Raw genomic sequence first — 25,390 nt, forward strand, 5'->3', positions numbered from 1 at the left:
TTTGCATCCGGAGATGCTGAGATATCAATCCTGCGAGTGCCCACACAGATTGTCTGATAAATTGTTAAAGAGCAGTGAGTTACGCGCTTTCGCTTGCTAACTCGAGGTGGCGTATATTACGCTTTCCTCTTTCAGAGTCAAGCGTTTATTTTCGCTTTCGTCTGACTGACGGGCCGGTTTGTAAGCCGTTGTGCCGTGTCAGTGGAGGCGCAGTATAGGGATTTTTCGGAGGCTGACAACCCCTATTTTCAAAATAATATTCAACCGCGTGTTTTTTAATCGTTACGTTGATTTTTAGCGCGATTTGATGGCTTTCGGCAGGTCGGCAAGGCTATTAATGACTAGATCCGCTGCTGCTTCACCTTCCTCAGTGACTGGTTTACCGGTACGCACCAGCACTTTAGTGCCAACCTGGGCTGCCGCGGCCGCCTGCATATCTTCCAGTTTGTCACCAACCATATAAGAAGAAGCCATATCGATGTTCAGGTACTCGCTTGCGGTCAGTAACATGCCCGGCTGCGGCTTGCGGCAGTCGCAGCTCTGACGGAACTCTTCTACTACGGCTTCCGGATGGTGCGGACAATAGTAGATGCCATCGAGATCAACACCTCGGTCGGCCAGAGACCAGTCCATCCACTCGGTCAGGTTTTCGAAATCATCTTCTGTGAACATACCGCGTGCGATGCCGGACTGGTTAGTAACCAGCACCAGCGCGTAGCCCATCTCTTTTAATTCACGCATCGCATCAATGACGCCATCGATGAATTCAAACTGGTCAACTTCATGCACGTAGCCATGATCGACATTAATAGTGCCATCACGGTCGAGAAAAATAGCGGGAACGGACTGTGCCACGGGGTAACTCCTGAAACTGAATAATTGCGCCTAGTATCGCATGATTTCGGTATTCGGGAACAAGAGAGCATCACGCCCCGATTGATTTAGACGTCTGGATGCCTTAACATCCATATCGATGACGGTCATCACCCGCCATCGGCAGAAGAAAATGCCACGGCTAACCTATATACGATAATAAATAACCTAATGATTAAACTTTCAAACATCACCAAAGTGTTCCAGCAGGGGAATCGCAGCATACAGGCGTTGAACAACGTCAGTCTGCACGTGCCTGCCGGGCAAATTTATGGCGTGATTGGCGCATCCGGCGCGGGTAAAAGTACCCTGATCCGTTGTGTGAACCTGCTTGAACGTCCAACCGAAGGTTCCGTTCTTGTTGATGGTCAGGAGCTGACCGCGCTGTCTGAAGGTCAATTGACCAAAGCGCGTCGCCAGATTGGCATGATTTTCCAGCACTTCAATTTACTGTCATCACGCACCGTGTTCGGCAACGTGGCTTTGCCGCTGGAGCTGGACAATATGCCGCGTGAAGAGATTAAGCGTCGCGTTAGCGAACTTCTGGATCTTGTCGGCTTAAGTGAAAAGCATGACGTCTACCCTGCCAATCTTTCTGGCGGCCAGAAGCAGCGAGTTGCAATCGCCCGTGCGCTGGCGAGCAATCCTAAGGTTCTGCTGTGTGATGAAGCCACCAGCGCGCTGGATCCTGCAACCACCCGTTCAATTCTTGAATTGCTGAAAGATATTAATCGTCGTCTTGGATTAACGATTCTGTTAATCACCCATGAAATGGACGTCGTGAAGCGCATCTGTGACTGCGTTGCGGTCATCAGCGACGGCGAGCTGATTGAGCAGGATACGGTGAGCGAAGTGTTCTCCCATCCTAAGACTCCGCTTGCCCAACAGTTTATCCAGTCCACGTTGCATCTGGATATCCCTGAAGACTACGCCAGACGTCTGAGCGCAGAAAAGCGCGATGACGTTGTGCCTTTACTGCGTATGGAGTTTACAGGTCAGTCAGTAGATGCTCCTCTGCTTTCAGAGACGGCCCGCACTTTTAATGTAAACAGCAATATTATCAGCGCGCAGATGGATTACGCCGGTGGCGTGAAGTTCGGCATCATGCTTTGTGAAATGCACGGTGCGCAAAACGACACGGAAGCCGCTATTGCCTGGCTGAAAGAACAACATGTAAAAGTAGAGGTGCTGGGCTATGTCTGAGCCAATGATGTGGTTGCTGCTTAAGGGCGTTTATGAAACGCTGGCGATGACGTTTGTATCCGGTTTCTTCGGCTTTGTGATTGGCCTGCCGGTTGGCGTACTGCTGTATATCACCCGCCCGGGGCAGATTAGCGCGAATGCGAAGCTGTATCGCAGCATGTCGGCGCTGGTGAACATCTTCCGTTCGATCCCTTTCATTATCTTGCTGGTATGGATGATTCCGTTTACCCGCGCTATCGTCGGAACCTCCATTGGGCTACAGGCCGCTATCGTGCCGTTAACCGTAGGCGCCGCACCGTTCATCGCTCGTATGGTGGAAAACGCGCTGCTGGAGATCCCCTCAGGCCTTATCGAAGCCTCCCGCGCGATGGGAGCAACACCTATGCAGATTATCCGTAAGGTTCTGCTGCCTGAAGCAATGCCGGGTCTGGTGAACGCCGCGACCATTACGCTCATCACACTGGTTGGCTATTCCGCAATGGGCGGTGCCGTAGGCGCTGGCGGTTTGGGTCAGATTGGTTATCAGTACGGTTATATCGGTTATAACGCCACCGTAATGAATACGGTATTAGTGTTATTGGTGGTATTGGTGTATTTAATTCAGCTATCTGGCGATCGTATCGTCCGGGTCGTAACTCACAAATAAGACGTTCAACACAACATCGTTTTTTACTCAAGTAAGGAAGGGATATGTCTTTTAAATTTAAAACCTTTGCAGCTGTTGGTGCTTTGATTGGTTCGTTGGCTCTGGTGGGTTGTGGTCAGGACGAAAAAGATCCGAACCACATTAAAGTGGGCGTTATCGTGGGTGCCGAACAGCAGGTTGCTGAAGTTGCTCAGAAAGTCGCTAAAGAGAAGTATGGCCTGGACGTTGAGCTGGTCACCTTTAACGACTACGTGCTGCCAAACGAAGCGCTGAGCAAAGGCGATATCGACGCGAATGCCTTCCAGCACAAACCTTACCTGGATCAGCAGATCAAAGATCGTGGCTATAAGCTGGTTTCCGTGGGCAGCACCTTCGTTTACCCAATCGCCGGCTATTCCAAGAAAATCAAATCTCTGGATGAGCTGCAGCCTGGCGCGCAGATTGCCCTGCCAAACGACCCAACCAACCTTGGCCGTTCTCTGCTTCTGCTGCAAAAACAGGGTCTGATCAAACTGAAAGATGGTGTTGGTCTGCTGCCAACCGTTCTGGACGTAACCGAGAACCCAAAAAACCTGAAGCTGGTTGAGCTGGAAGCACCGCAGCTGCCACGTTCACTCGATGACGCGCAGATTGCTCTGGCCGTTATCAACACCACTTACGCAAGCCAGATTGGCCTGACGCCTGCGAAAGACGGCATCTTCGTAGAAGATAAAGATTCTCCATACGTTAACCTGATCGTTGCTCGCGAAGACAACAAAGACGCGGAAAACGTGAAGAAATTCGTGCAGGCATACCAGTCTGACGAAGTTTACGAAGCGGCAAACAAAGTCTTCAACGGCGGCGCGGTGAAAGGCTGGTAAGTTTCCTTTCTGCCCTTTTTGCGTAAATAATCTAAGACGGGCTCATGCCCGTCTTGTTATTTGTGCAAGAGATTGCTTCAATAATCCCGGTTTTCATTCATTGAGGAAAAATTATGCGTGCTTTACCGATCTGTTTAGTAGCAGTCCTGCTGAGCGGCTGTTCTGTGTTAGACAGATCCCCCGTTGAACCCGTCCAAAGCACTGCAACCCCAGCCAAAGCAGAACCTGCTAAACCTAAGGCCACGCGCCCGGCTCCGGTAAAAATCTATACCAATGCAGAAGACCTGGTCGGCAAACCATTCCGCGACTTGGGTGAAGTAAGCGGTGACTCCTGTCAGGCGACCAACCAGGACTCACCACCGAATATGCCCACTGCGCGTAAGCGCCTGCAGATTAACGCCTCTAAAATGAAGGCTAACGCCGTTCTGCTGCACAGCTGTGAAGTCACCAGCGGCACGCCGGGCTGTTACCGCCAGGCCGTTTGCGTCGGATCTGCCCTGAACGTTTCGGCTAAATGACAGCATTTAGCTTTGAGCAAATTGGTGTCATCCGCTCGCCTTATAAAGAGAAGTTTGCCGTTCCGCGCCAGCCCGGTCTGGTAGCGGATGGCGGCGGCGAGCTGCATCTCCTGCCGCCGTACAACCAGGCTGATGCCGTACGCGGTCTGGAAGGTTTTAGCCACCTGTGGCTGCTCTTCGTCTTCCATCAAACGATGGAAGGCGGCTGGCGTCCTACCGTGCGCCCTCCCCGTCTGGGCGGCAACGCGCGTATGGGCGTGTTTGCTACCCGCTCAACCTTCCGTCCAAACCCAATCGGCATGTCGCTGGTCGAGTTAAAGGGCGTTCGCTGCCATAAAGATCAGGTGATTCTGCAGCTTGGCAGCCTGGATTTAGTCGACGGCACGCCGATTGTCGACATCAAGCCTTATCTTCCCTTCGCAGAAGCGCTACCGGATGCCGTTGCGGGCTATGCTCAAAGCGCCCCGGAAGCAGATATGCCGGTTTATTTCACGGCTGAAGTCGAACACCTACTGGCAAAGCACGACAAACGTTACCCTAATATTGCGCGTTTTATCTCCCAGGTACTGGCGCAGGACCCACGCCCGGCTTATCGTAAAGGTGAGGACGTGGGGAAAACCTATGCCGTTGCGCTGCTGGATTTCAACGTTCGCTGGCGCGTCACCGAGCAGGGTTCTGAAGTGTTTGCCGTTGAAGCACGCTAATTTATCGCCCTTCTCTTTTGACATCCCTGCCACACTGGTAAACTAAACCACTTTTTTTGAAGCAGGCTGCTCGTGCAGCCGGTTATCCGTCGTTCAAATGGAACCGTAACAACATGCGTACTAGCCAATATCTGCTCTCCACGTTAAAGGAGACACCAGCCGACGCCGAAGTCATCAGCCATCAGTTGATGCTGCGCGCCGGGATGATCCGCAAACTGGCCTCCGGTTTATACACCTGGCTGCCGACAGGTTTGCGCGTTCTGAAGAAAGTCGAGAACATCGTGCGTGAAGAGATGAACAACGCCGGTGCCATCGAGCTATGTATGCCCGTTGTTCAGCCCGCAGATTTATGGCAGGAGAGCGGACGCTGGGAGCAGTACGGCCCGGAGCTGCTGCGCTTTGTCGATCGTGGCGATCGTCCGTTTGTACTCGGCCCAACTCACGAAGAAGTGATCACCGACCTGATCCGTAACGAGCTGAGCTCCTACAAACAGCTGCCGCTGAACTTCTTCCAGATCCAGACCAAATTCCGCGACGAAGTTCGCCCACGCTTTGGCGTGATGCGCTCCCGTGAATTCCTGATGAAAGATGCTTACTCTTTCCATACCACTCAGGAATCACTGCAGGAAACTTACGACGCGATGTATCAGGCCTACAGCAAAATCTTCACCCGCATGGGTCTGGATTTCCGTGCTGTTGAAGCCGATACCGGCTCTATCGGCGGCAGCGCCTCCCATGAGTTCCAGGTTCTGGCTCAGAGCGGCGAAGATGACGTTATCTTCTCTACCGAATCTGACTTCGCGGCGAACATCGAATTTGCTGAGGCAGTTGCTCCGGCAGCGGGTCGCGCGGAACCGACTGCGGAAATGACGCAGATCGATACCCCTAATGCAAAAACCATCGCTGAGCTGGTCGAGCAGTTCAACCTGCCGGTTGAGAAAACCGTCAAGACGCTGATGGTTAAAGCAACCGAAGGCAGCGCCTACCCGCTGGTTGCGCTGCTGGTTCGTGGCGATCACGAATTGAACGAAGTGAAAGCAGAAAAACTGCCGCAGGTTGCCAGCCCGCTGACATTTGCTACCGAAGCAGAAATTCGTGCCGTGGCCAATGCAGGCCCTGGTTCTCTTGGCCCGGTTGGCCTGTCTATTCCTGTGGTGGTTGACCGCACCGTTGCTGCGATGAGCGATTTCGCCGCAGGTGCAAACATCGATGGCAAGCACTTCGTGGGCATTAACTGGGAGCGCGACGTCGCCCTGCCAGAAGTCGCGGATATCCGTAACGTGGTGGAAGGCGATCCAAGCCCGGACGGTAAAGGCACGCTGCTGATTAAGCGCGGTATCGAAGTGGGTCACATCTTCCAGCTCGGCACCAAGTACTCTGAAGCGATGAAAGCTTCGGTACAGGGAGAAGACGGTCGTAACCAGACGCTGACCATGGGCTGCTACGGTATTGGGGTAACCCGCGTTGTGGCTGCGGCTATTGAGCAGAACAACGACGAGCGCGGCATTCTGTGGCCGGACGCCATTGCACCGTTCCAGGTGGCCATTCTGCCAATGAACATGCACAAATCTTTCCGCGTGAAAGAACTGGCGGAAGAGCTGTACGCGACCCTGCGCGCCAAAGGCATTGACGTGCTGATGGACGATCGCAAAGAGCGTCCGGGCGTGATGTTTGCGGATATGGAGCTGATTGGCATTCCGCATACCGTGGTTATCGGCGACCGTAACCTCGATAGCGAAGAAGTTGAATACAAAAATCGCCGCGAGGGCGAGAAGCAGATGATTAAGACCGGCGAAATCATTGATTTCCTGCTGGGCCAGATCCAGCGCTAACTCTCTCTTCACAAACAAAAAGGCCCTGCTATGCAGGGCCTGATTCAGCGGTGGATGGCGCTTACGCTTATCCACCCTATAAAACCCAGGCTCTAACTCTTTATCGTAGGTCGGATAAGCGTAGCGTCATCTTCCCCCACAAAACCTGAGCTTCCACTCTTTATCCTCAATTTGAGCAATCTTTCCCGGCTTCAAACTTCGCGGACTTATCGGCCACCAGCGTTTTTTGCAGTTCGCCGCTGTCCGGGTTGGCCTCAAGCGTGAAGTGCGCCTCTACTTTCAGCAGCACCGGCTGCATATCTTTGCCACGGGCGGCAGCATAACCACGTTCCAGCTCAGCGTTGCTGGTTACCGCAAAAGTACGGCCTGTTGCGCAGTCCTGGAAGATAGCGGCGTCAGCCATGTATTTGTACATCCCTTTCATAGCCATTGGCGTAGCTGGTAACGCATCACGCGTTGGCTGCAGCGTGTAGTTAAGCTGGGACTCTATCGGATTACCTTCGATGTCGAGCATCTCCAGCGCGTCACCCTTCGGACGGAAGTAGCGTTTTTCACCGTCACTTTCGGTCAGCACTAGTTTATCTGCCGTACGCGCCCAGCTTCCGTAAGAAGCAAATACCGAAGGAGATGCCGCGCCCTGATATCGCTGATTCATGACCCAGGTGCCGTCCTTCTCGAGGAACAACGACGTTTCTATTCCTTCGCAGTCTGCACAGGGCAGTAAGCCTTTATAGCTCTGCTGCATTGGCTTGAGTTCAGCGGCCTGAGCTGGCTGCAGCGTCTGGACTTCGGCGCGGTTGTTACAGCCAAAAAGCGCAAACAGGCTAAAAGCAGCCGCTGCGGGTAAGAGTAATTTCTTCATCGTCTGTTCCTTATGCTGATGACCTGACAGCCCCTGTCATTCTGGGCGTCGGACTTTACCGCGTAATGATTTTGTCGTCGACTTCTGCGACTTTGAGGCCAGCCTGCGCTCTTTTGAGGCCCGCGTTGGCCGGGTCGCCCTGCGGCTTTTCTGCTCTGCGGTTAATTCTTTTATCAAAGAGACCAGGCGGGCAACGGCGGCCTCGCGGTTCATCTCCTGACTCCGGTATTCCTGTGCTTTTATGACCACCACGCCGTCCGGCGTAATCAAATGGTGGCTGGCCGCAAGCAGCCGCTCTTTATAATATTCAGGCAGGCTGGAGGTGCGAATGTCAAAACGCAGGTGAATCGCCGTCGAGGTTTTATTCACGTGCTGACCACCCGCTCCCTGCGCCCGAATAGCCGTGATCGTCACTTCCTGATCGGGAATTTCTACCGATCGTGAAATCGCGATCATTAGTGGCGAAGCCAGGGAGTGAAGTGAATTTCGACGTTATTCTCCGCGTCCGACAGCCAGATAGCCCCGTCCTGAATCGTTGCCTGCAGATTCATGCTGCGGGTGCCGAATGCGCTCAGCTGTGCCAGCTGTTCGTCGTCCAGATACCAGATGCTGAGATTTTTAAACTGGCTCAGCTTGTTCTGGTTTTGCTGCCACCAGACCTCCGCTGCACGACTATTGTAGGTAAAAAGCGCCACCTCAGCCGACTGGCTACAGGCTTTTTTTACACGGCGTTCGTCAGGCAGGCCGAGCTCAATCCACAGATCGATACCCATGTGGTCATTACGCTGCCAGATTTCCGGCTCTTCTTCGGCACTTAGCCCACGGGAGAAGACCAGCCGCTCGTCGGCGTATTTGATCCACGCCAGCAGGCGCAGCATCATGCGTTCCTGAGTTTCAGAAGGATGGCGCGCCAGCGTCAGGTTGCTATCCATGAACTTGTTGCGATCGAGGTCGGCCACGTTGACCAACGCTTTATAAATTGTCGCTTTTAACGCCATCACACTTCTCCACACTGATTTGGCGCTCATTGTAACGAAAAGCTCGCTAAAACGCTGTTATCTATTAGCCCCGCCGAAGATATGCACAACTGATATCGGTTTCATGGCTGTGGTATAGTCACCTTGCTAAACAGAGTTTATCCTCGTAGGCTTAAGTTGCATCCACGAGTAAGTCTGAAGTCGAGACTCTGACAGGAGGGCATGTGGAAAAGTATTGTGAACTCGTTCGACAACGCTACGCGGAGATCGCGAGCGGTGATTTAGGTTATATTCCGGATGCGCTAGGTTGCGTCCTGAAGGTGCTGAATGAAGTGGCCTGTAATGAAGCACAGCCAGAATCAATCAGGGAACAGGCGGCCTATGCTGCCGCGAACTTACTGGTGAGCGATTATGTCAATGAATGATGCCTATCAACCCATCAATTGTGATGACTATGACAATCTCGAGCTCGCCTGCCAGCAGAATTTATTACTGACGCTGGAGTTAAAAAGCGGGGAAGTACTGAAAGCGAAAGCAAGCGACCTGGTGTCTCGTAAAAACGTCGAATATCTGATTATCGATGATGCGGGTAGCACGCTTGAGGTTCGCCTCGATAAGATTGCCAGCTTCAGTAACCCTCAGATTGGCACTGTTGTGGTGAGCGAAGAGTAAAATATTCATCGCTAAAATACCAAGCGGGCGGCCTGATGGCTGCCCGTTTTTTTATGGTTTCATGGAAGAATAGTACGCCGCCAGGTTGCTGATATCCTCATCGGATAAACCGCTGACGTAGGCCTTCATAATTTCCGCCTGCCCGCCGCTGCGCTCGCCTTTTTTGTACGCCTGGAGCGAGTGCTCGAGATACTTTTCGTTTTGCCCGGCCAGGTTTGGATACATTGGCACAGAGACTTTACCGGTTGCGCCATGGCACGCGACGCACATTGCTGCTTTCTGCTCGCCGGCCTGGGCATCGCCGTTCGCCAGCGCAGGCAAACTGCACGCCATCAGCCCGATCAGCATTACTGCTTTTTTCATTGCTGCTTCTCCTTTTGCCAGTCTATATGCCAGCATGATTGATTCGTTGCCTGACCCTCGCGGGTGACAAATATGCCCGGGGCGGTGATGAGCCGTTCGCCGTAAAAGATCAGCGGCGTGGTGTCCCGCTGCCAGGAGGGAATTTGCAGCTCCTGCCAGATTTTTTTCAGCGTTCTGCCCCGCTCGCGCCCGACGATGTGCAGATTGCCGCTCGCTCTGAATCTTACGCTAACAGGCTCATCAGCAAGCGGCGCGCGAACAGCCTGCCCTGTCTCACCAATATTTAGCGTACCTAGACCTGCGGGAAGCACTAACGGTGCAAATGGAGTTTTCCAGTTCAATACCGTATCCCCCTGCCCGTCGACCAGCGGCACCCAGTATAGCGCTCCTTGAAAACGGCGCACCTCGTGCTCGCCCAGTCTTAAACGCGGATTGGCATCCTCGCGGCTTAAGGCAATTTCATCCCAGACGCGCAGTAGCGCCGCACGGGAAGGCATTACGGCCCGGTGAAATGCAAACCAGCGCCGTATGAGCGCCGCGCGGCGAATGTCGCTAAGCCCGGTAAGTGGCGCAACAAGCAGAGCACCATCGGGCAGCATCATGGACGAGAGCTGTTCCGCGAGCAGTTCATCAAGCAACGCCTCCTGCTCTCCGCAAAGTTCAGCGCTGCGCACAACGCTGCGGGAGAAGTGCGGCCAGCGCTGCTGAAGTACCGGCAGGACGCGCAAACGCAGGAAATTCCTGTCATAGGCATCATCCTGATTGCTTTCATCTTCGATCCACGCCAGCTGATGAGCATTCGCCCATGTTTCCAGCTCCTCCCTGCTCTGGCCGAGCAGGGGCCGCAGCAAGCTGGTGCCTGAAAAGTCGAGTTTCGCAGGCATGGCCGCCAGCCCGGCCGGGCCGCTACCGCGCTTAAGCGCCAGCAGGAACGTTTCGCACTGATCGTCCTGGTGCTGCGCTGTCAGCAAAACTTCCCCCGGCAGCAACGCTCCCGAGAGCGCCTGATAGCGTGCCGCACGAGCCTGAGCTTCTGTCCCCTGTCCGTCATCCGCCAGCTGCACATGGGCCACCTCCAGCGGGACATTCCAGCTCGCGCACAACCGCCGGCAATGCTGTACCCATTCGTCCGCGTTCGGGCTGAGCCCATGGTGGACATGCATAGCGCGCAGATTGAGTTCAGCTGCGAGGGTGTCGCGAAGTGTGACCAACTGATGCAGCAGAACGGTGGAGTCCAGCCCACCGCTAAACGCCACCAGCAGATTGCGGTGCGGATAGAGTGATGAAAGTAACGGACGCAGATCCATAGTCAGCAATTTACGTAAGGGTTTGCCCGGCACGTTACCGGGCAACGGCAAGAGAGGCAAGCGTTACTGCTGGTAAAGTTCCAGCGGCAGGCCGTCCGGGTCGGCAAAGAAGGTGAAACGTTTGTCGGTGAACGGATCGATGCGAATCTCTTCGCAGTTCACGCCATGCTTTTCGAGATGCTCCACGGCCCGATCCAGATCGTCAACGCTGAATGCAAGATGGCGTAAGCCGCAGGCTTCCGGGCGGCTTGGCCGTGCCGGGGGGAACGGGAAAGAGAACAGCTCGATGACATACTGGCCGTTCAGCGCCAGGTCGCCCTTCCAGGAGTCTCTTGCCTCCCGGTAGGCTTCAGCCTCAAGCGTAAAGCCCAGGATATCGCAGTAAAAATGCTTACTGAGCTGATAATCCGAGGCGATGATAGCGATGTGATGAACCTGCTTTAAACCCAGCATAGGTGCTCCTTTGTCTTTTGGGGCACGTTAACCAGCGCGCCCCGGCAAATCAAGAGGCTACTAGTTTTTTAAGACTCGTACCCTGTAGATGCCATCCTCACCCAGCTTCGCGCCGTGAATGTCGGTTTCGAAGCCTGGGTAATGTTCGCCTACGGAGCAAAGCATCAGCAGGAAGTCGAGCACCGCCCGGCTTTCGCTGGTGATCATCTCCCCCGGCATAACGACCGGTACGCCCGGAGGATACGGCAGGATCATGTTGGCGGACACCCGGTTAATCAGCTGTTCGATCTCCACGGTTTCCACGTTTCCCTTGACCTGCTGCTGGTAGGCCTCGTGCGGCGTGAGCTTCATCTCCGGCAGAACGTCAAACGCCCGCAGCATCAGGTCTGGCAGATTATGCTGTTTGATAAGCTTATGGATCCCCTGCGCCAGATCCTGAATACGCATGTTGCGATAAAAATCAGGATCCTCCGCATAAAGATCCGGCAGCATGTTTTTGACCCGCAGATTAAGATCGTAGGATCGTTTGAATTCCGTCAGGCCACGCAGCAGGCTGAGGGCTTTGGTTTTATCGATCCCAATGCTGAACAGAAACAGAAGGTTATACGGCCCGGTTTTCTCGACCACCACGCCACGCTCGTCCAGGAACTTCGCCACCAGCGCGGCGGGGATCCCTTCGTCAGCCATTTCACCCAGCTCGCTCATGCCCGGCGTCAGAATCGTGACTTTAATCGGATCGAGATACATATGGTCGGCATCGGCATCTTTGAAACCATGCCAGTCTTCTTCGCCCGGGGAGATGGGCCAGCAGGCCGCTTCGTCCACGTGTTCCGGCTGCCAGATATCAAAGAACCAGTCTTCCGACTCCTCGCGCAGCCGCTGCACTTCACGACGAAAATGCAGCGCGCGCTCTACGGAGCGGTTAATAAGACGCTTACCCGGGTTGCCACGCAGCATGGCGGCGGCGGTTTCAATCGATGCGACTATCGGATAGCTCGGCGAAGTGGTGGTGTGCATCATGTACGCTTCGTTAAACGTATCCTCGTCGTAATCCCCTTTGATATGGATAAGCGAGGCCTGCGATAGCGCCGCCAGAAGTTTATGGGTGGACTGCGTCTCGTAGATCACTTTTCCCGGCACGCGGTCGCCGCTCATGCCGCTTTTACCCTGATAAATCGGGTGGAAGTTGGTGTACGGCACCCAGGCGGAGTCAAAGTGGATGGAGGGAACGTCCAGCGTATGTTTGATAAACTCGGTGTTGTAGAGCAGGCCGTCATAGGTGGAATTAGTAATTACCGCATGAACGGGCCACTGGGCATCCGGCGTGGCGGCCACCTTCGCTTCAATACTTTCACGAAGGAATTCGCGCTTCGGTATGCCGCCTAATATCCCCAGCGCGTTGCGCGTCGGCTTCAGCCAGATGGGCACCAGGTCCGTCATCATCAGCAGATGCGTGAGGGATTTATGGCAGTTACGGTCGATTAATACGGTGCTGCCGGACGGGGCGGCATACATGCCGACAATCTTGTTCGAGGTAGAAGTCCCGTTGGTCACCATGTAGCTCTGCTCCGCGCCAAAGGTGCGGGCAATGTACTCTTCGGCCTCAAGGTGCGGGCCGGTGTGATCCAGCAGCGATCCCAGTTCGGTCACAGAGATCGACACGTCCGCCTTTAACGTATTGCCGCCGAAGAAATCATAGAACAGGCAGCCAACCGGGCTTTTCTGGTAGGCCGTCCCCGCCATGTGTCCGGGCGTACAGAAAGTATATTTACCCTCTTTCACGTAGGTGAATAAGGCTTTGGTCAGCGGCGGAGTGATGTTGTCGAGATACTCGTTGGTGTACTGCTTAATGCGCTGAGCAATATCTTCCGCCGCGCTGAGGGCATATTCGAAGAACCACAGCGCCATGCGCATTTCGTTAACGCTGACGTCCAGCGACGAGTGGGTGTTGATAAACGCGTACAGCGGCAGGTATTCGTTCAGCAGGTTGATGTCGCTGCACAGGTCGAGACTGTATTCGTCCCAGTCAAAAATCACGCCGCAGACGCGCGGATTATGTTCAATTAGCTTAAGCAGGTCGGTGCTGTTGGTGGGGTAGATGGGCTGAAAGCCTTGTTTTTCAAGCTCCTGGTGCAGCTCTTTGATCGGCTCATCCTTATAAAAAACGCCCTGCGGCCCCATGATGGCAATGATATTCACAGCTTACCTCCTGGAAAAAGTCTCTGGTAAGCATAGCGTAATGCGTTTTTCATTGTTTCTTAAAACGCAAAAAGGGCCGGAAAATCCGGCCCTTAACGTCATTCTGGCTAATGAGATCAGGCGTAGCCGTAGCTCATCAGGCGCTGGTAACGACGGTTAAGCAGCTCGTCTTTGTTCAGCACGTCGAGATCCGCAAGGTCGGCCAGCAGCTGCGCTTTCAGAGACGCGGCCATAGCCTGCGGGTTACGATGCGCGCCGCCCAGGGGTTCAGGGATAACGGTATCGACCAGCTTCAGCTCTTTCAGGCGCGGGGCAATAATGCCCATCGCTTCTGCGGCCAGCGGTGCTTTATCGGCACTTTTCCACAGAATAGAGGCGCAGCCTTCCGGGGAGATAACGGAATAGGTGCTGTACTGCAGCATATTCACTTTATCGCCCACGCCAATCGCCAGCGCGCCACCGGAACCGCCTTCGCCGATTACCGTACAGATGACCGGCACCTTAAGGCGGGACATTTCACGCAGGTTGCGTGCGATAGCTTCGGACTGACCGCGCTCTTCCGCGCCCACGCCAGGGTATGCCCCAGGGGTGTCGATGAAGGTGATGATGGGCATATTAAAACGCTCAGCCATCTCCATCAGGCGCAGCGCTTTACGGTAGCCTTCTGGTGCTGGCATCCCGAAGTTGCGGCGAATTTTTTCTTTGGTTTCACGCCCTTTCTGGTGGCCGATGATCATCACCGGACGGCCATCAAGACGCGCGATACCGCCGACGATAGCTTTATCGTCGGCATAAGCACGGTCACCCGCCAGTTCGTCAAACTCATCAAAAGCCAGACGAAGATAGTCGAGGGTGTACGGGCGCTGTGGATGGCGCGCCAGCTGAGCAATCTGCCATGCTCCTAAATCGGCGAAGATCTTACGGGTGAGCTCTACGCTTTTTTCACGCAGACGCTGCACTTCTTCGTCCAGATTAATATCCAATTTTTCATCCTGACGGCTAACGGCGGTCAGGGAATCGATTTTCGCTTCCAGCTCTGCAATCGGCTGTTCGAAATCAAGGAAATTCAGACTCATAGTATTCCTGTATTAGTCAAACTCCAGTTCCACCTGCTCCGAACCTACCAGCGTTCTGAGATCGTTAAGTAAACGATCGCTGGGGGAAACACGCCACGCCGCGCCAAAACGCAAACGTGCTCGTGCATCCGCCCTCTGATAGTAGAGATGTACTGGAATTGTCCCCGAACGGTGGGGTTCCAGAGACTGACGGAGACGGTTTAAAAGCTGGTCATCAATTTGCCTGTCCGTCAGCGAGATAGCAAGCCCGCGCGCATACTTTTCACGGGCCTCGTCAATGTCCATCAATTCGCGAGCGGTCATTTTAAGGCCGCCGCTGAAGTCATCAAAGCTGACCTGTCCGCTGACGATCAGGATACGGTCTTTTTCCAGCAGATGCTGGTACTTTTCTAACGCATCTGTGAATAACATCACTTCCAGACGACCAGAACGATCGTCGAGAGTACAGATGCCAATGCGATTGCCTCTTTTGGTCACCATGACCCTGGACGCAATCACCAGACCCGCAGCCGTGGTCATTTTACCACGTTCTGTCGGGTGCATCTCTTTCAGGCGCATGCCACCGACATAGCGCTCAATTTCTTTCAGGTACTGGTTGATGGGGTGCCCGGTCAGATACAGCCCCAGGGTTTCCCGCTCACCGTCCAGCACCGTGTGTTCCGGCCACGGGATGACGCTGGCGTAAGACTGCTCAACGACCTCCGGCTCATCGGCCAGCACACCGAACATGTCTGCCTGCCCGATAGCCTCTGCTTTCGCATGCTGATCGGCGGCCTTCAGCGCATCGCCCAGCGCGTTCATCAGCGCGGCGCGGTGCGGTCCCAGGCGGTCAAACGCCCCGGACATAATCAGTTTTTCCAGCACCCGGCGGTTGAGCTTTTTGGTATCCGTACGGGCGCAAAGATCGAACAGCTCCCGGAAGTAGCCGCCTTCGTTACGCGCTTCAATAATCGCTTCGATAGGGCCTTCGCCCACGCCTTTAATAGCGCCGATACCGTAAACAATCTCGCCTTCGTCGTTGACGTGGAAATGGTACTGCCCGGAGTTAATATCCGGCGGCAGAATTTTCAGCCCCATGCGCCAGCACTCATCCACCAGGCCCACGACCTTCTCGGTGTTGTCCATATCGGCGGTCATTACCGCCGCCATAAACTCAGCCGGGTAGTGCGCTTTCAGCCATAACGTCTGGTACGAAACCAGCGCGTAGGCGGCGGAGTGAGATTTGTTAAAGCCGTAACCGGCGAATTTCTCTACCAGATCGAAGATCTTAATCGCCAGCTCGCCGTCGATGCCGTTCTCTTTCGCTCCGTCTTCAAAACTGGAACGCTGCTTGGCCATCTCTTCGGGTTTCTTTTTACCCATTGCGCGACGCAGCATATCCGCGCCGCCGAGGGTATAACCCGAAAGAACCTGGGCAATCTGCATGACCTGTTCCTGATACAGGATGATGCCATAGGTCGGCTCCAGCACCGGCTTCAGGCTTTCATGCTGCCACTGAATATCAGGGTAAGAGATGGCTTCGCGACCGTGCTTACGGTCGATAAAGTTATCAACCATGCCGGACTGCAGCGGGCCCGGACGGAACAGGGCCACCAGGGCGATCATATCTTCGAAGCAGTCGGGCTGCAGACGTTTGATCAGATCTTTCATGCCGCGGGATTCAAGCTGGAAGACCGCGGTGGTCTCCGAGCGCTGTAGCATATCGAAGCTTTTCTTATCTTCGAGCGGGATGGCGGCGATATCTATCGGCTCCAGCCCCTGCTTTTCCCGGCGCGGGTTAATCATCTTCAGCGCCCAGTCGATGATGGTCAGCGTACGCAAGCCGAGGAAGTCAAACTTCACCAGGCCCGCGTATTCCACATCGTTTTTATCGAACTGGGTGACCGGGTTTTGCCCCTGGTCGTCGCAATATAGCGGCGCGAAATCTGTAATTTTGGTTGGCGCGATAACCACGCCACCGGCGTGTTTACCGGCGTTACGCGTGACGCCTTCGAGCTTGCGCGCCATGTCGATCAGCGCTTTAACTTCTTCGTCTGCTTCGTAGATTTGCGGCAGCTGCGGTTCGGCTTCAAAAGCCTTCGCCAGCGTCATACCCGGATCCGGTGGGATCAGCTTAGAGATACGATCGACAAAGCCGTACGGGTGACCCAGCACGCGTCCCACGTCACGGATAACAGCTTTCGCCGCCATCGTACCGAAGGTGATGATCTGCGATACCGCGTCACGACCGTACATTTCGGCTACGTGATCGATTACGCGGTCACGCTTCTCCATGCAGAAGTCGATATCGAAGTCGGGCATCGAGACACGTTCCGGGTTCAGGAAGCGTTCGAACAGCAGGTCAAACTCCAGCGGATCCAGATCGGTAATCTTCAGCGCATAGGCGACAAGCGACCCCGCACCGGAACCACGGCCAGGACCTACGGGCACGCCGTTATCCTTCGACCACTGGATGAACTCCATGACGATCAGGAAGTAGCCCGGGAAGCCCATCTGGTTGATAACCTGAAGTTCGATATCCAGACGCTCGTCATAAGGCGGGCGTTTTTCAGCACGTACTTCCGGGTCCGGGAACAGAAATTCAAGGCGCTCTTCCAGACCTTCTTTCGATTTCACAACAAGGAAATCTTCGGTGGTCATCTCGCCCGTAGGGAACTGCGGCAGGAAGTATTCGCCGAGCCTGACGGTAACGTTACAGCGGCGGGCAATCTCTACGCTGTTTTCTAACGCTTCCGGGATGTCCGAGAACAGCTCGCACATCTCTTCTTCGCTGCGCATATATTGCTGCGTGGAGTAGTTGCGCGGACGTTTCGGGTCGTCAAGGGTGAAGCCGTCGTGGATCGCCACGCGGATCTCATGGGCGTCGAAGTCGGTCGCATCGATAAACCGCACATCGTTTGTTGCCACCACCGGCAGGCCGCGCTCTTCGGCAAGCGCGACGGCAGCGTGCAGATAGTTCTCTTCATCGGCACGGCCGGTACGGATCAGCTCGAGGTAGAAGCGATCGGCAAAATACTGCTGGTAAAACGCCAGGCACTGATCGACCTGAGCATGATTGCCACGCAACAAGTTTTTGCCAATATCCCCCATCCGCCCGCCGGAAATCAGGATCAAACCTTCATTCAGTTCGGCAAGCCAGCCACGGTCGATAATCGGACCGGCCGCGCCGTATCCGCGCTGATAGGCCTTTGAAATTAAAAGGGTCAGATTCTGATAGCCAACGTTGTTGGCCGCAAGCACGGTCAGATGGCTGAGCTCATCGCCCAGCAGTTCGTTGGCTACGTTAAAGTCCGCGCCAATAATCGGCTTGATCCCCGCACCGTGGGCTCCGCCATAGAACTTAACCAGGCCACACAGGTTGGTAAAATCGGTGATCGCCAGCGCAGGCATGTTCAGCGCCGCGACCTTTTTGACCAGCGGCCCGATTTTTGCCAGCCCGTCGATCATGGAATAGTCACTGTGCACCCGCAGGTGTACGAAACGTGGTTCAGCCATTTCTCATTCCGATTAAGTGTGTGCCAGAAACCCGCAGGTCAGGACGCAAGCCCAAGGGCGCGTTTGACCGGGGCGAAGCTGCGGCGATGATGCTCGGTGGCACCATGCTCTGCAAGCTTTTCGAGATGGAAGGCGGTTGGGTAGCCCTTGTGCTGCGCAAACCCGTACTGCGGGAAGCTAAGATCCAGCGTCGCCATTTCCCGATCTCGCGTGACTTTAGCAAGGATGGAAGCGGCGCTGATTTCTGCCACCCGGCTGTCGCCTTTGACAACCGCCAGGGAAGGCATCGGTAGCGCAGGGCAGCGGTTACCGTCGATCAGCACATACTCAGGCACAACGGCCAGGCCGGCCACCGCGCGCTGCATTGCCAGCATCGTGGCATGCAAAATATTGAGCTTATCAATTTCTTCCGGCTCGGCGCGTCCCAGGCTCCAGCATAATGCTTTTTCGACGATCTCGTCATAAAGGGCGTTGCGACGCTTTTCGGAAAGCTTTTTGGAGTCTGCCAGCCCGACAATGGGTTTTGCCGGGTCGAGAATGACCGCTGCCGTAACGACAGCGCCAACCAGCGGGCCACGGCCCACTTCATCCACACCCGCAACCAGCTGCGTGTGCGGATAAATGAATTCTATCATTTTGCTAACTCCAGCACGGCGTCTGCCGCCTGTTCGTCCGCGTTACAGCGAATTTGTTCGTGCAGATGGCGGAAGGTATCGTGCATCTGGTGGCTCTGCGCCCCATCTTCCAGCAGCGGCTCAAGCGCGGCGGCAAGCCCGACAGGCTCACACTCCTCCTGCAGCAGCTCTTTTACCAGCTCACGTCCGGCCAGCAAATTTGGCAGCGAAACGTAATCGGTTTTCACCAGCCGCTTTGCCAGCCAGAAGGTGAACGGCTTCATGCGATAGCCAACGACCATCGGGCATTTCGCCAGCATACATTCCAGCGCCGCCGTGCCTGAAGCCAGCAGCGCCGCATCGCTGGCGACCATCGCCTCGCGGCCCATCCCGTCGAGCAGATGAGCATGAAGCTCGGGAGCAATTTCTGCTTTGATGCGTTCGAACTGCTCGCGTCGTTTAGCGTTGACCAGCGGAACCACGATTTCGAGATCAGGGAAGCGCTTGCGCAGCAGCTGTGCCGTACGCAGAAAATCTGCGCTCAGCATTTCGACTTCCGCCCCGCGGCTGCCCGGCAGCAGGGCCAGGCACTTCACGTCAGGGGAGATACCCAGCGTTGCGCGCGCCGCGTTTTTATCCGGATCCAGCGGCATGGCATCCGCCATGGTGTGGCCGATAAAGCGGCAGGGAACGTTGAATCTGTCGTAAAACGCTTTTTCGAAAGGCAGAAATGCGAGCACCAGGTCGGTGGCTCTGCCAATTTTGAAAACGCGTTTTTGACGCCAGGCCCAGACGGACGGGCTGACGTAATGAATCGTGCGAATGCCCTGCTTCTTGAGGTTACCTTCCAGCGTGATGTTGAAATCAGGCGCATCGATGCCCACAAAGACATCGGGTGCAAGCTCGGTGAAGCGGCGGGTAAGATCGGCGCGAATAGTTAACAGACGACGCAGACGACCGAGCACTTCAACAATGCCCATTACCGCCAGCTCCTCCATCTCATACCAGGCTTCGCAGCCTTCTGCCTGCATGCGCGGCCCGGCGACACCCACAAAGCGGGCGTCCGGGTGGCGAGCTTTCAGCGCGCGAATCAGACCGGCACCAAGAATATCGCCGGAAGTTTCTCCGGCGACCAGGGCAATCGTGAGGGGACGACCAGGCTTCATTTAGCGAATCAGGCCGCGCGTGGAGCGGGCAAAAAATTCAACAAATGCGTTTACTTCCGGATGCTGTTTAGCAAGCTCAGCGATTTCCGGCTTAGCCTCGTCGAGGGTTTTGCCGCTGCGGTACAGCAGTTTGTAGGCGTTGCGAATAGCATGCAGCGCTTCTTTACTGAAGCCGCGACGCTTCAACCCTTCGAAATTGACGCCAAACGGCGTCGCGTGGTTGCCCTGTGCGATAACGTACGGTGGAACATCCTGTGCTACACCGGAGCAGCCGCCAACCATCACGTGCGCACCAATAATGCAGAACTGGTGCACCGCGGTCATGCCACCGATAATCGCGAAATCATCGACGGAAACGTGGCCAGCAAGCGTTGCGTTATTTGCGAGGATACAGCGATTTCCTACGGTGCAGTCATGCGCCACGTGGGCGTTGATCATCAGCAGGTTATCGCTGCCCACCTTCGTCAATCCACCGCCCTGCTCTGTACCACGATGGATGGTGACGCTTTCGCGGATGCGGTTGCGATCGCCAATTTCCACGCGGGTCGGCTCACCGGCATATTTAAGGTCCTGGTTAACTTCACCAATGGAGGCGAACTGATAAATCTCGTTGTCACGGCCAATGGTCGTATGACCATTCACCACGACGTGAGACTTCAGAACGGTACCCTCACCGATCTCAACATGCGGACCAACCACACAAAACGGGCCAATGTGGACGTTGGCGCCAATGACGGCACCCTCTTCCACAATGGAGGATGGATGAATAAAGGCGGATTTATCAATCACGTATCAGCTCTCCCGGCTGCGGGCACACATCATGGTTGCTTCGCAGACAATTTTACCGTCAACGGTTGCCACGCCTTTAAAGCGCGTCAGACCACGGCGGGTTTTCTCGAAAGTTACTTCCATGATCATCTGATCACCAGGCACGACCGGGCGCTTAAAGCGCGCTTCATCGATACCTGCAAAGTAATACAGTTCGCCAGGTTCCAGTTTACCAACACTTTTAAACGCCAGAATGCCTGTGGCTTGCGCCATTGCTTCCAGAATCAAAACGCCCGGGAAAATGGGTTTGCCAGGGAAATGGCCCTGGAAAAATGGCTCGTTAACGGAGACATTTTTTACTGCGCGCAGAAAACGACCTTCTTCAAAATCCAGCACGCGATCAACCAGTAAGAACGGGTAACGGTGCGGCAGAAGCTCTAAAATCTCTTCAATGTGCAGAGTATGAGTGTCGGTAGTCAAAATACTCTTCCTGTCCAAATGTACTAAATGACAATAATAACACGGCCTGCGGCTATCAGAGATAGCTTGCAGGCCGCAAATCACTCTACTCGTCATACTTCGAGCTGCAGGGGTAATGGCTGCACTCACTTACCCGAATCACTTACTTGAGTAAGCTCATCGGGATAAGCTCCCTGGCCGCCTACCTGCAACTCAAATTATTTAGAGTAGGTTCAAGATGCATCAAGGGCTGGTGACGATCAGTCTTGTTGATTGACCTTACGCTCGATGGCTTTTAAGCGTTTGCTCATCTCATCGATATTCATCACCAGCGCGGCGGTTTTACGCCACGCTTTATTCGGCTGCAGCGGGATGCCCGAAGAATAGACGCCGGGCTCCGTGATTGGGCGCATAACCATACCCATACCGGTTACGGTGACCTTATCGCAGATCTCCATATGCCCGTTGATGACGCTGGCCCCGCCAATCATGCAGTAGCGCCCAATTTTGAGGCTGCCTGCCATGATGACGCCGCCCGCGACGGCAGTATTGTCGCCAATCACAACGTTATGTGCAATCTGGCACTGGTTATCAATGATAACACCATTACCGATAATCGTATCATCCAGCGCGCCACGGTCGATGGTGGTACAGGCGCCGATCTCAACGCGATCGCCAATAATCACCCGGCCTAACTGAGGGATCTTCACCCAGTTGCCGCGATCGTTCGCGTAGCCAAAACCGTCTGCACCGATAACCGTGCTTGACTGGATTAGGCACTGCTCACCAATCTGGATTTCATGGTAAACGGAAACGTTCGCCCACAGGCGGGTTCCGGCCCCAATTTTGGTGTTTTTACCGACAAAGCAGCCGGGACCGATAATCACGTTATCGCCCAGCACAACGCCGGATTCGATAACGGCATTGGCGCCAATCGCTACGTTGCTGCCCAACGTCGCAGTCGCATCTACCACCGCGCTTGGCGCGATGTTTTGTGCCGGCTGCGGCGTAGAGTCTAAAATTTGTGCCATACGGGCATAGGTCAGGTAGGGATTCTTCACTACCAGTGCCGCACCTTTCGCGAAAGGTAAATCGGCTTCAGTCATTACGACGGCAGAAGCCTGGCAAGAAGCCAGTTGCTCATGATAACGCGGGTTAACAATGAACGTGATGTGGCCTGCCTGGGCCGTTTGCATAGATGCAACGCCGGTGATGACGAGATCGCCATCACCGTGCAATTCTGCATCCAACTGCTGGGCTAATTCAGCCAGTCGAATTGAAGACATTACTTATTTAACCTGTTTCAGTACATCTGCAGTGATGTCTTTCACGTCGCTACCAGCATAAGCAACGGTGCTGGTGTCCAGCACAACGTCGTAGCCTTTGTCGTCAGCAACTTTCTTCACTGCGCTCTGGATACGAGTAACCAGTTTACCGCGCTCTTCACCAGAACGACGCTGACGATCCTGCTCAAAAGCCTGCGCTTTTGTGGAGAACGCCTGGCGCTGGGCCATTACGTCTTTTTCCAGTTTGCTACGATCGCTGGCTTTCATGGTGGAGCCATCGCGCTGCAGACGTTGCATTTTGGTTTGCAGGCTGCTTTCCATACCCTGAAGCTCAGAGGCACGGCCTTTGAACTCGTTTTCCAGAGTTTTGGAGACACCGGTGTTTTGTGCAACTTGTTGGAACAGGTTGCCCATGTTTACAACAGCGATACTTTCAGCAGCCTGAACGCTGGCTGAGGCCGCCATAGCGAGGCCAAGACCTGCAGCAAATAACCACTTTTTCACAATAAACTCCTTACCATCCCATATGTGTCCGAAGACACTGTTTTTTGCGTGTACCAGCCGGGTAAACCGACCGGTATCATCGCGTCACTGCGTATCGCATTCCTTCGCGCCGAACAATTACCAGGTTTTACCAATGTTAAACTGGAACTGTTCCGCTTTGTCGCCATCGTATTTCTTGAACGGCTGGGCATAAGAGAAGACCAGCGGTCCTAATGGTGACATCCATTGCAATGCTAAACCTGCGGACATGCGAATGTTGCTTGGGTCGCCGTAATCCGGTACGCCAGCCGCTTTCGTCTCTGCGGTATTTTCCCAGTTGGTATCCCACACGGTACCCGCATCCACGAAGAGCGAAGTACGAACTGAGTTAGCGTACTTCTCGCTCAGGAATGGCGTCGGGGTGATCAGCTCAAGGCTTGCCACACCCATGGCGTTACCGCCCACCGCATCGTCGGAGTTACAGACGTTGCCCGTTCCGCAGTTGTCCTGGTTTGGTCCGTAGTAAACCGCTTTCGGACCGATGTTGTTGGACTGGAAGCCACGAACCGTGCTGGAACCACCGGCATAGAAGTTTTCATAGAACGGCAGCTCTTTACCGCCAAGCCCGTCACCGTAACCCCAGCGGGTACGGCCCAATACGACCCAGGTATGGTCTTCATCAATTGGGAAGTAGCTCGCCGTGTCCAGCGTCACTTTATAGAACTCGTTGTCGGAGCCCGGTACGGTCACTTTACCGTTCAGGTTGACGCGTGAACCCTGGGTCGGGAAGAACCCGCGGTCCAGTTTGTTGTACGTCCAACCATAGTTCAGGGTGAAGTCATCTGCCGCAAAACTGTTGTCGTCAGACGTCTTATCCGTGTTCTGGCCCACAGAATCGAGATAACGCCACATCGCAACCTGCGGCTGCATGTTGGACAGGTCGTTATGCACGTAGCCCAGGCCCAGACGCAATGTGTTGTACTCGTTGACCGGGAAGCCCAGCGTGCCGTCTACACCGTAACTCTTGTTGGTGTAGTCAGACAGATCTGCGTCATCCGCTTTAAAGTCGTTGTAGAACACGCGTCCACCGAGGCTTACGCCATCAACGGTGAAGTACGGGTCCGTAACGGACAATTCAGCATAGGTCTGGTAGTCGTTTTTGGTGCCGTTGATGCCAACAGAGTAGCCGGTACCTAACCAGTTATCCTGCTGTACACCCACCTGGAAGCTTACGCCGCTTTCAGTACCGTAACCGATACCGAAGTTGAAGCTACCGGTGTTACGTTCTTTAACCTTGTAAACAACGTCCACCTGGTCCGGGCTACCGGATACGCGCTGGGTGTCGACATCGACGGTTTCGAAGTAGCCGAGACGGTTAAGACGCTCTTTACCGGCATCAACCATATCGCTGCCCAGCCAGGCTCCTTCCATCTGACGCATTTCACGACGCAGAACGGAGTCTTTACTGGTGTCGTTACCCTCGAAGCGGATTTTACGCACGTAGTAACGGTTACCGGAATCAACGCTGACGTGCAGCTTAACGGTCTTATCTGCATCGTTGATTTCAGGCTGAGTTTGCACGCGCGGATAGGCATAGCCATAACGACCCAACAGTTTCTTGATGTCGTCTTCCATCTTGGTGACTTTGGTGCCGTTGTACAGCTCACCCGGTTTCATCTTGGTCAGGCTCTCGATTTCCGCTGAGTGCCCTGCCAGATTACCGTTTACCGAAACGCCGGCAATTTTGTATTGCTCGCCTTCGGTGATGTTAATCGTCACGTAGATGCTTTTCTTGTCCGGCGTCAGGCTGACCTGAGTGGAGTCGATGTTAAAGCGTGCGTAACCGCGATCCAGGTAGTAGCTGCGCAGGGTTTCGAGGTCGCCCGCCAGCTTTTGCTTCTGGTATTTACGGTCGCCCACCACGTTCCACCACGGCACTTCATCGCGCAGCTGGAAGTGGGAGATCAGTTCGTCGGTGGAGAACGCATGGTTGCCAACGATGTTGATCTGCTGAATTTTGGCGGAGACGCCTTCCTGGAAGACCAGTTTCAGATCGACACGGTTACGCGGCAGCGGCGTGACCACGGCTTTCACGCTGGCACTGTACTTACCAACGCTGTAATAGAAATCTTCCAGCCCTTTCTCGATATCGGCAAGGGTGGTTCTGTCCAGTGATTCACCGACACGCACGCCAGAAGCCTCAAGGTTCTGCTTAAGCATGTCGTCCTTCACGGACTTGTTTCCAGAGAAGGTAATACTCGCAATTGTTGGACGCTCTTTTACCTGAACGACCAGCGTTTCACCGTCACGCAACACGCGAACATCTTCGAAGTTCCCGGTGGCAAACAGTGAGCGGATAGTATTACTGATATCCTCGTCAGAGACAGTGTCGCCTACGCGAACCGGCATGCTGAGGAGGGCCGCACCGACGGCGACTCGCTGCAGGCCTTCGAAATGAATGTCCTTCACTACGAACCCGTCTGCACCGTATACGGTGGCGCTGCTGAACAGCAGCGACGCTATGAGCAACTTTTTCATCGCCATCGTTGTTATGCGTTCTTCCTAACCTAATTC

At 54.6% G+C, this 25,390-nt stretch carries 25 protein-coding genes; 8 read left to right on the forward strand and 17 right to left on the reverse strand.

Features of this window, described 5'->3' with window-relative positions; translation table 11 throughout:
• Positions 1–294 precede the first annotated feature (294 nt).
• Positions 295–855 (reverse strand): D-glycero-beta-D-manno-heptose 1,7-bisphosphate 7-phosphatase, encoded by a 561-nt coding sequence (gene gmhB / locus AAE045_RS16480; protein ID WP_455548654.1) that lies wholly within the window; start codon positions 853–855, stop codon positions 295–297.
• A 189-nt stretch (positions 856–1,044) separates the two neighbouring features.
• On the opposite strand from gmhB, the gene metN reads away from it, so the two are divergent.
• From metN to proS, 6 genes are all read left to right on the forward strand, one after another.
• The gene (gene metN / locus AAE045_RS16485) at positions 1,045–2,076 is read left to right on the forward strand and encodes a methionine ABC transporter ATP-binding protein MetN (protein WP_455548655.1); all 1,032 of its coding nucleotides are present in this window, start codon (positions 1,045–1,047) and stop codon (positions 2,074–2,076) included.
• The gene (locus AAE045_RS16490; RefSeq protein WP_202301073.1) at positions 2,069–2,722 is read left to right on the forward strand and encodes a methionine ABC transporter permease MetI; all 654 of its coding nucleotides are present in this window, start codon (positions 2,069–2,071) and stop codon (positions 2,720–2,722) included. Before metN ends, AAE045_RS16490 begins: the two co-directional genes overlap by 8 nt.
• A gap of 44 nt (positions 2,723–2,766) precedes the next feature.
• Positions 2,767–3,582 (forward strand): methionine ABC transporter substrate-binding lipoprotein MetQ, encoded by an 816-nt coding sequence (gene metQ / locus AAE045_RS16495; RefSeq protein ID WP_202301074.1) that lies wholly within the window; start codon positions 2,767–2,769, stop codon positions 3,580–3,582.
• A 113-nt stretch (positions 3,583–3,695) separates the two neighbouring features.
• On the forward strand, positions 3,696–4,100 hold the full coding sequence (gene rcsF / locus AAE045_RS16500) for an Rcs stress response system protein RcsF (protein ID WP_455548656.1): 405 nt from the start codon (positions 3,696–3,698) through the stop codon (positions 4,098–4,100).
• Positions 4,097–4,804, forward strand: coding sequence for a tRNA (N6-threonylcarbamoyladenosine(37)-N6)-methyltransferase TrmO (gene tsaA, locus AAE045_RS16505; protein ID WP_455548657.1), 708 nt, complete (start codon positions 4,097–4,099; stop codon positions 4,802–4,804). The genes rcsF and tsaA overlap by 4 nt, the downstream gene beginning before the upstream one ends.
• 113 nt (positions 4,805–4,917) lie before the next feature.
• Positions 4,918–6,636: a proline--tRNA ligase gene (gene proS / locus AAE045_RS16510; protein WP_455548658.1), complete on the forward strand. Its 1,719-nt coding sequence runs from the start codon at positions 4,918–4,920 to the stop codon at positions 6,634–6,636.
• 166 nt (positions 6,637–6,802) lie between these two features.
• Here the strand turns inward: proS and nlpE are convergent, their stop codons facing one another.
• Genes nlpE through AAE045_RS16525 form a run of 3 tightly spaced genes read right to left on the reverse strand, consistent with a single transcriptional unit; the run spans position 6,803 to position 8,496 of the window.
• Entirely contained in the window at positions 6,803–7,498 is a 696-nt protein-coding gene (gene nlpE, locus AAE045_RS16515; protein ID WP_455548659.1) for an envelope stress response activation lipoprotein NlpE, read from the reverse strand.
• Between the two features lie 36 nt (positions 7,499–7,534).
• On the reverse strand, positions 7,535–7,954 hold the full coding sequence (gene arfB, locus AAE045_RS16520; protein ID WP_455548660.1) for an alternative ribosome rescue aminoacyl-tRNA hydrolase ArfB: 420 nt from the start codon (positions 7,952–7,954) through the stop codon (positions 7,535–7,537).
• Positions 7,954–8,496, reverse strand: coding sequence for a YaeQ family protein (locus tag AAE045_RS16525; RefSeq protein WP_455548661.1), 543 nt, complete (start codon positions 8,494–8,496; stop codon positions 7,954–7,956). Before AAE045_RS16525 ends, arfB begins: the two co-directional genes overlap by 1 nt.
• Before the next feature lie 203 nt (positions 8,497–8,699).
• Between AAE045_RS16525 and AAE045_RS16530 the strand changes: the two genes are divergently transcribed.
• Together AAE045_RS16530 and rof are read left to right on the forward strand one after the other, a co-directional pair.
• Positions 8,700–8,900 (forward strand): YaeP family protein, encoded by a 201-nt coding sequence (locus AAE045_RS16530; RefSeq protein WP_435955140.1) that lies wholly within the window; start codon positions 8,700–8,702, stop codon positions 8,898–8,900.
• A complete protein-coding gene (rof, locus tag AAE045_RS16535) occupies positions 8,887–9,147 on the forward strand; it encodes a Rho-binding antiterminator (RefSeq protein ID WP_455427015.1) in 261 nt (86 codons plus the stop codon). Before AAE045_RS16530 ends, rof begins: the two co-directional genes overlap by 14 nt.
• 51 nt (positions 9,148–9,198) lie before the next feature.
• Here rof and AAE045_RS16540 read toward each other — a convergent pair whose 3' ends face one another.
• The 13 genes from AAE045_RS16540 to bamA form a co-directional block, all read right to left on the reverse strand.
• Positions 9,199–9,510, reverse strand: coding sequence for a c-type cytochrome (locus AAE045_RS16540; RefSeq protein ID WP_455548662.1), 312 nt, complete (start codon positions 9,508–9,510; stop codon positions 9,199–9,201).
• Complete coding sequence (gene tilS / locus AAE045_RS16545) at positions 9,507–10,817, reverse strand: tRNA lysidine(34) synthetase TilS (protein WP_455548780.1); 1,311 nt, start codon at positions 10,815–10,817, stop codon at positions 9,507–9,509. Before tilS ends, AAE045_RS16540 begins: the two co-directional genes overlap by 4 nt.
• 63 nt (positions 10,818–10,880) lie before the next feature.
• Positions 10,881–11,270, reverse strand: coding sequence for a VOC family protein (locus AAE045_RS16550; protein WP_455548663.1), 390 nt, complete (start codon positions 11,268–11,270; stop codon positions 10,881–10,883).
• 60 nt (positions 11,271–11,330) lie between these two features.
• The gene (locus AAE045_RS16555; RefSeq protein WP_455548664.1) at positions 11,331–13,469 is read right to left on the reverse strand and encodes a lysine decarboxylase LdcC; all 2,139 of its coding nucleotides are present in this window, start codon (positions 13,467–13,469) and stop codon (positions 11,331–11,333) included.
• A 116-nt stretch (positions 13,470–13,585) separates the two neighbouring features.
• A complete protein-coding gene (gene accA, locus AAE045_RS16560; RefSeq protein WP_455427011.1) occupies positions 13,586–14,545 on the reverse strand; it encodes an acetyl-CoA carboxylase carboxyltransferase subunit alpha in 960 nt (319 codons plus the stop codon).
• A gap of 12 nt (positions 14,546–14,557) precedes the next feature.
• Positions 14,558–18,040, reverse strand: coding sequence for a DNA polymerase III subunit alpha (gene dnaE / locus AAE045_RS16565; RefSeq protein WP_455548665.1), 3,483 nt, complete (start codon positions 18,038–18,040; stop codon positions 14,558–14,560).
• A gap of 38 nt (positions 18,041–18,078) precedes the next feature.
• A complete protein-coding gene (gene rnhB / locus AAE045_RS16570; RefSeq protein WP_455548666.1) occupies positions 18,079–18,675 on the reverse strand; it encodes a ribonuclease HII in 597 nt (198 codons plus the stop codon).
• Positions 18,672–19,820 (reverse strand): lipid-A-disaccharide synthase, encoded by a 1,149-nt coding sequence (gene lpxB / locus AAE045_RS16575; RefSeq protein ID WP_455548667.1) that lies wholly within the window; start codon positions 19,818–19,820, stop codon positions 18,672–18,674. Before lpxB ends, rnhB begins: the two co-directional genes overlap by 4 nt.
• Positions 19,821–20,609, reverse strand: coding sequence for an acyl-ACP--UDP-N-acetylglucosamine O-acyltransferase (gene lpxA, locus AAE045_RS16580; protein ID WP_455548668.1), 789 nt, complete (start codon positions 20,607–20,609; stop codon positions 19,821–19,823).
• A 3-nt stretch (positions 20,610–20,612) separates the two neighbouring features.
• On the reverse strand, positions 20,613–21,068 hold the full coding sequence (gene fabZ / locus AAE045_RS16585) for a 3-hydroxyacyl-ACP dehydratase FabZ (protein ID WP_271121920.1): 456 nt from the start codon (positions 21,066–21,068) through the stop codon (positions 20,613–20,615).
• A 239-nt stretch (positions 21,069–21,307) separates the two neighbouring features.
• Entirely contained in the window at positions 21,308–22,333 is a 1,026-nt protein-coding gene (lpxD, locus tag AAE045_RS16590; protein ID WP_455548669.1) for a UDP-3-O-(3-hydroxymyristoyl)glucosamine N-acyltransferase, read from the reverse strand.
• A gap of 3 nt (positions 22,334–22,336) precedes the next feature.
• Positions 22,337–22,837, reverse strand: coding sequence for a molecular chaperone Skp (gene skp / locus AAE045_RS16595; RefSeq protein ID WP_455427005.1), 501 nt, complete (start codon positions 22,835–22,837; stop codon positions 22,337–22,339).
• Between the two features lie 117 nt (positions 22,838–22,954).
• Positions 22,955–25,360 (reverse strand): outer membrane protein assembly factor BamA, encoded by a 2,406-nt coding sequence (gene bamA / locus AAE045_RS16600; protein ID WP_455548670.1) that lies wholly within the window; start codon positions 25,358–25,360, stop codon positions 22,955–22,957.
• Positions 25,361–25,390 lie beyond the last annotated feature (30 nt).

It is taken from the genome of Dryocola clanedunensis, assembly GCF_038405435.1.
Lineage (GTDB): Bacteria > Pseudomonadota > Gammaproteobacteria > Enterobacterales > Enterobacteriaceae > Dryocola > Dryocola clanedunensis_A.

Bases quoted from the DNA above. Each gene is read 5' to 3' on its own strand.
- rnhB (WP_455548666.1), bottom strand. From the start codon at position 18,675: ATGATAGAATTCATTTATCCGCACACGCAGCTGGTTGCGGGTGTGGAT.
- arfB (WP_455548660.1), bottom strand. From the start codon at position 7,954: ATGATCGCGATTTCACGATCGGTAGAAATTCCCGATCAGGAAGTGACG.
- AAE045_RS16525 (WP_455548661.1), bottom strand. From the start codon at position 8,496: ATGGCGTTAAAAGCGACAATTTATAAAGCGTTGGTCAACGTGGCCGAC.
- rof (WP_455427015.1), top strand. From the start codon at position 8,887: ATGTCAATGAATGATGCCTATCAACCCATCAATTGTGATGACTATGAC.
- bamA (WP_455548670.1), bottom strand. From the start codon at position 25,360: ATGGCGATGAAAAAGTTGCTCATAGCGTCGCTGCTGTTCAGCAGCGCC.
- lpxB (WP_455548667.1), bottom strand. From the start codon at position 19,820: ATGAAGCCTGGTCGTCCCCTCACGATTGCCCTGGTCGCCGGAGAAACT.
- proS (WP_455548658.1), top strand. From the start codon at position 4,918: ATGCGTACTAGCCAATATCTGCTCTCCACGTTAAAGGAGACACCAGCC.
- dnaE (WP_455548665.1), bottom strand. From the start codon at position 18,040: ATGGCTGAACCACGTTTCGTACACCTGCGGGTGCACAGTGACTATTCC.
- AAE045_RS16540 (WP_455548662.1), bottom strand. From the start codon at position 9,510: ATGAAAAAAGCAGTAATGCTGATCGGGCTGATGGCGTGCAGTTTGCCT.
- metN (WP_455548655.1), top strand. From the start codon at position 1,045: ATGATTAAACTTTCAAACATCACCAAAGTGTTCCAGCAGGGGAATCGC.
- lpxD (WP_455548669.1), bottom strand. From the start codon at position 22,333: ATGTCTTCAATTCGACTGGCTGAATTAGCCCAGCAGTTGGATGCAGAA.
- rcsF (WP_455548656.1), top strand. From the start codon at position 3,696: ATGCGTGCTTTACCGATCTGTTTAGTAGCAGTCCTGCTGAGCGGCTGT.
- nlpE (WP_455548659.1), bottom strand. From the start codon at position 7,498: ATGAAGAAATTACTCTTACCCGCAGCGGCTGCTTTTAGCCTGTTTGCG.
- metQ (WP_202301074.1), top strand. From the start codon at position 2,767: ATGTCTTTTAAATTTAAAACCTTTGCAGCTGTTGGTGCTTTGATTGGT.
- AAE045_RS16550 (WP_455548663.1), bottom strand. From the start codon at position 11,270: ATGCTGGGTTTAAAGCAGGTTCATCACATCGCTATCATCGCCTCGGAT.
- accA (WP_455427011.1), bottom strand. From the start codon at position 14,545: ATGAGTCTGAATTTCCTTGATTTCGAACAGCCGATTGCAGAGCTGGAA.
- tilS (WP_455548780.1), bottom strand. From the start codon at position 10,817: ATGGATCTGCGTCCGTTACTTTCATCACTCTATCCGCACCGCAATCTG.
- AAE045_RS16490 (WP_202301073.1), top strand. From the start codon at position 2,069: ATGTCTGAGCCAATGATGTGGTTGCTGCTTAAGGGCGTTTATGAAACG.
- tsaA (WP_455548657.1), top strand. From the start codon at position 4,097: ATGACAGCATTTAGCTTTGAGCAAATTGGTGTCATCCGCTCGCCTTAT.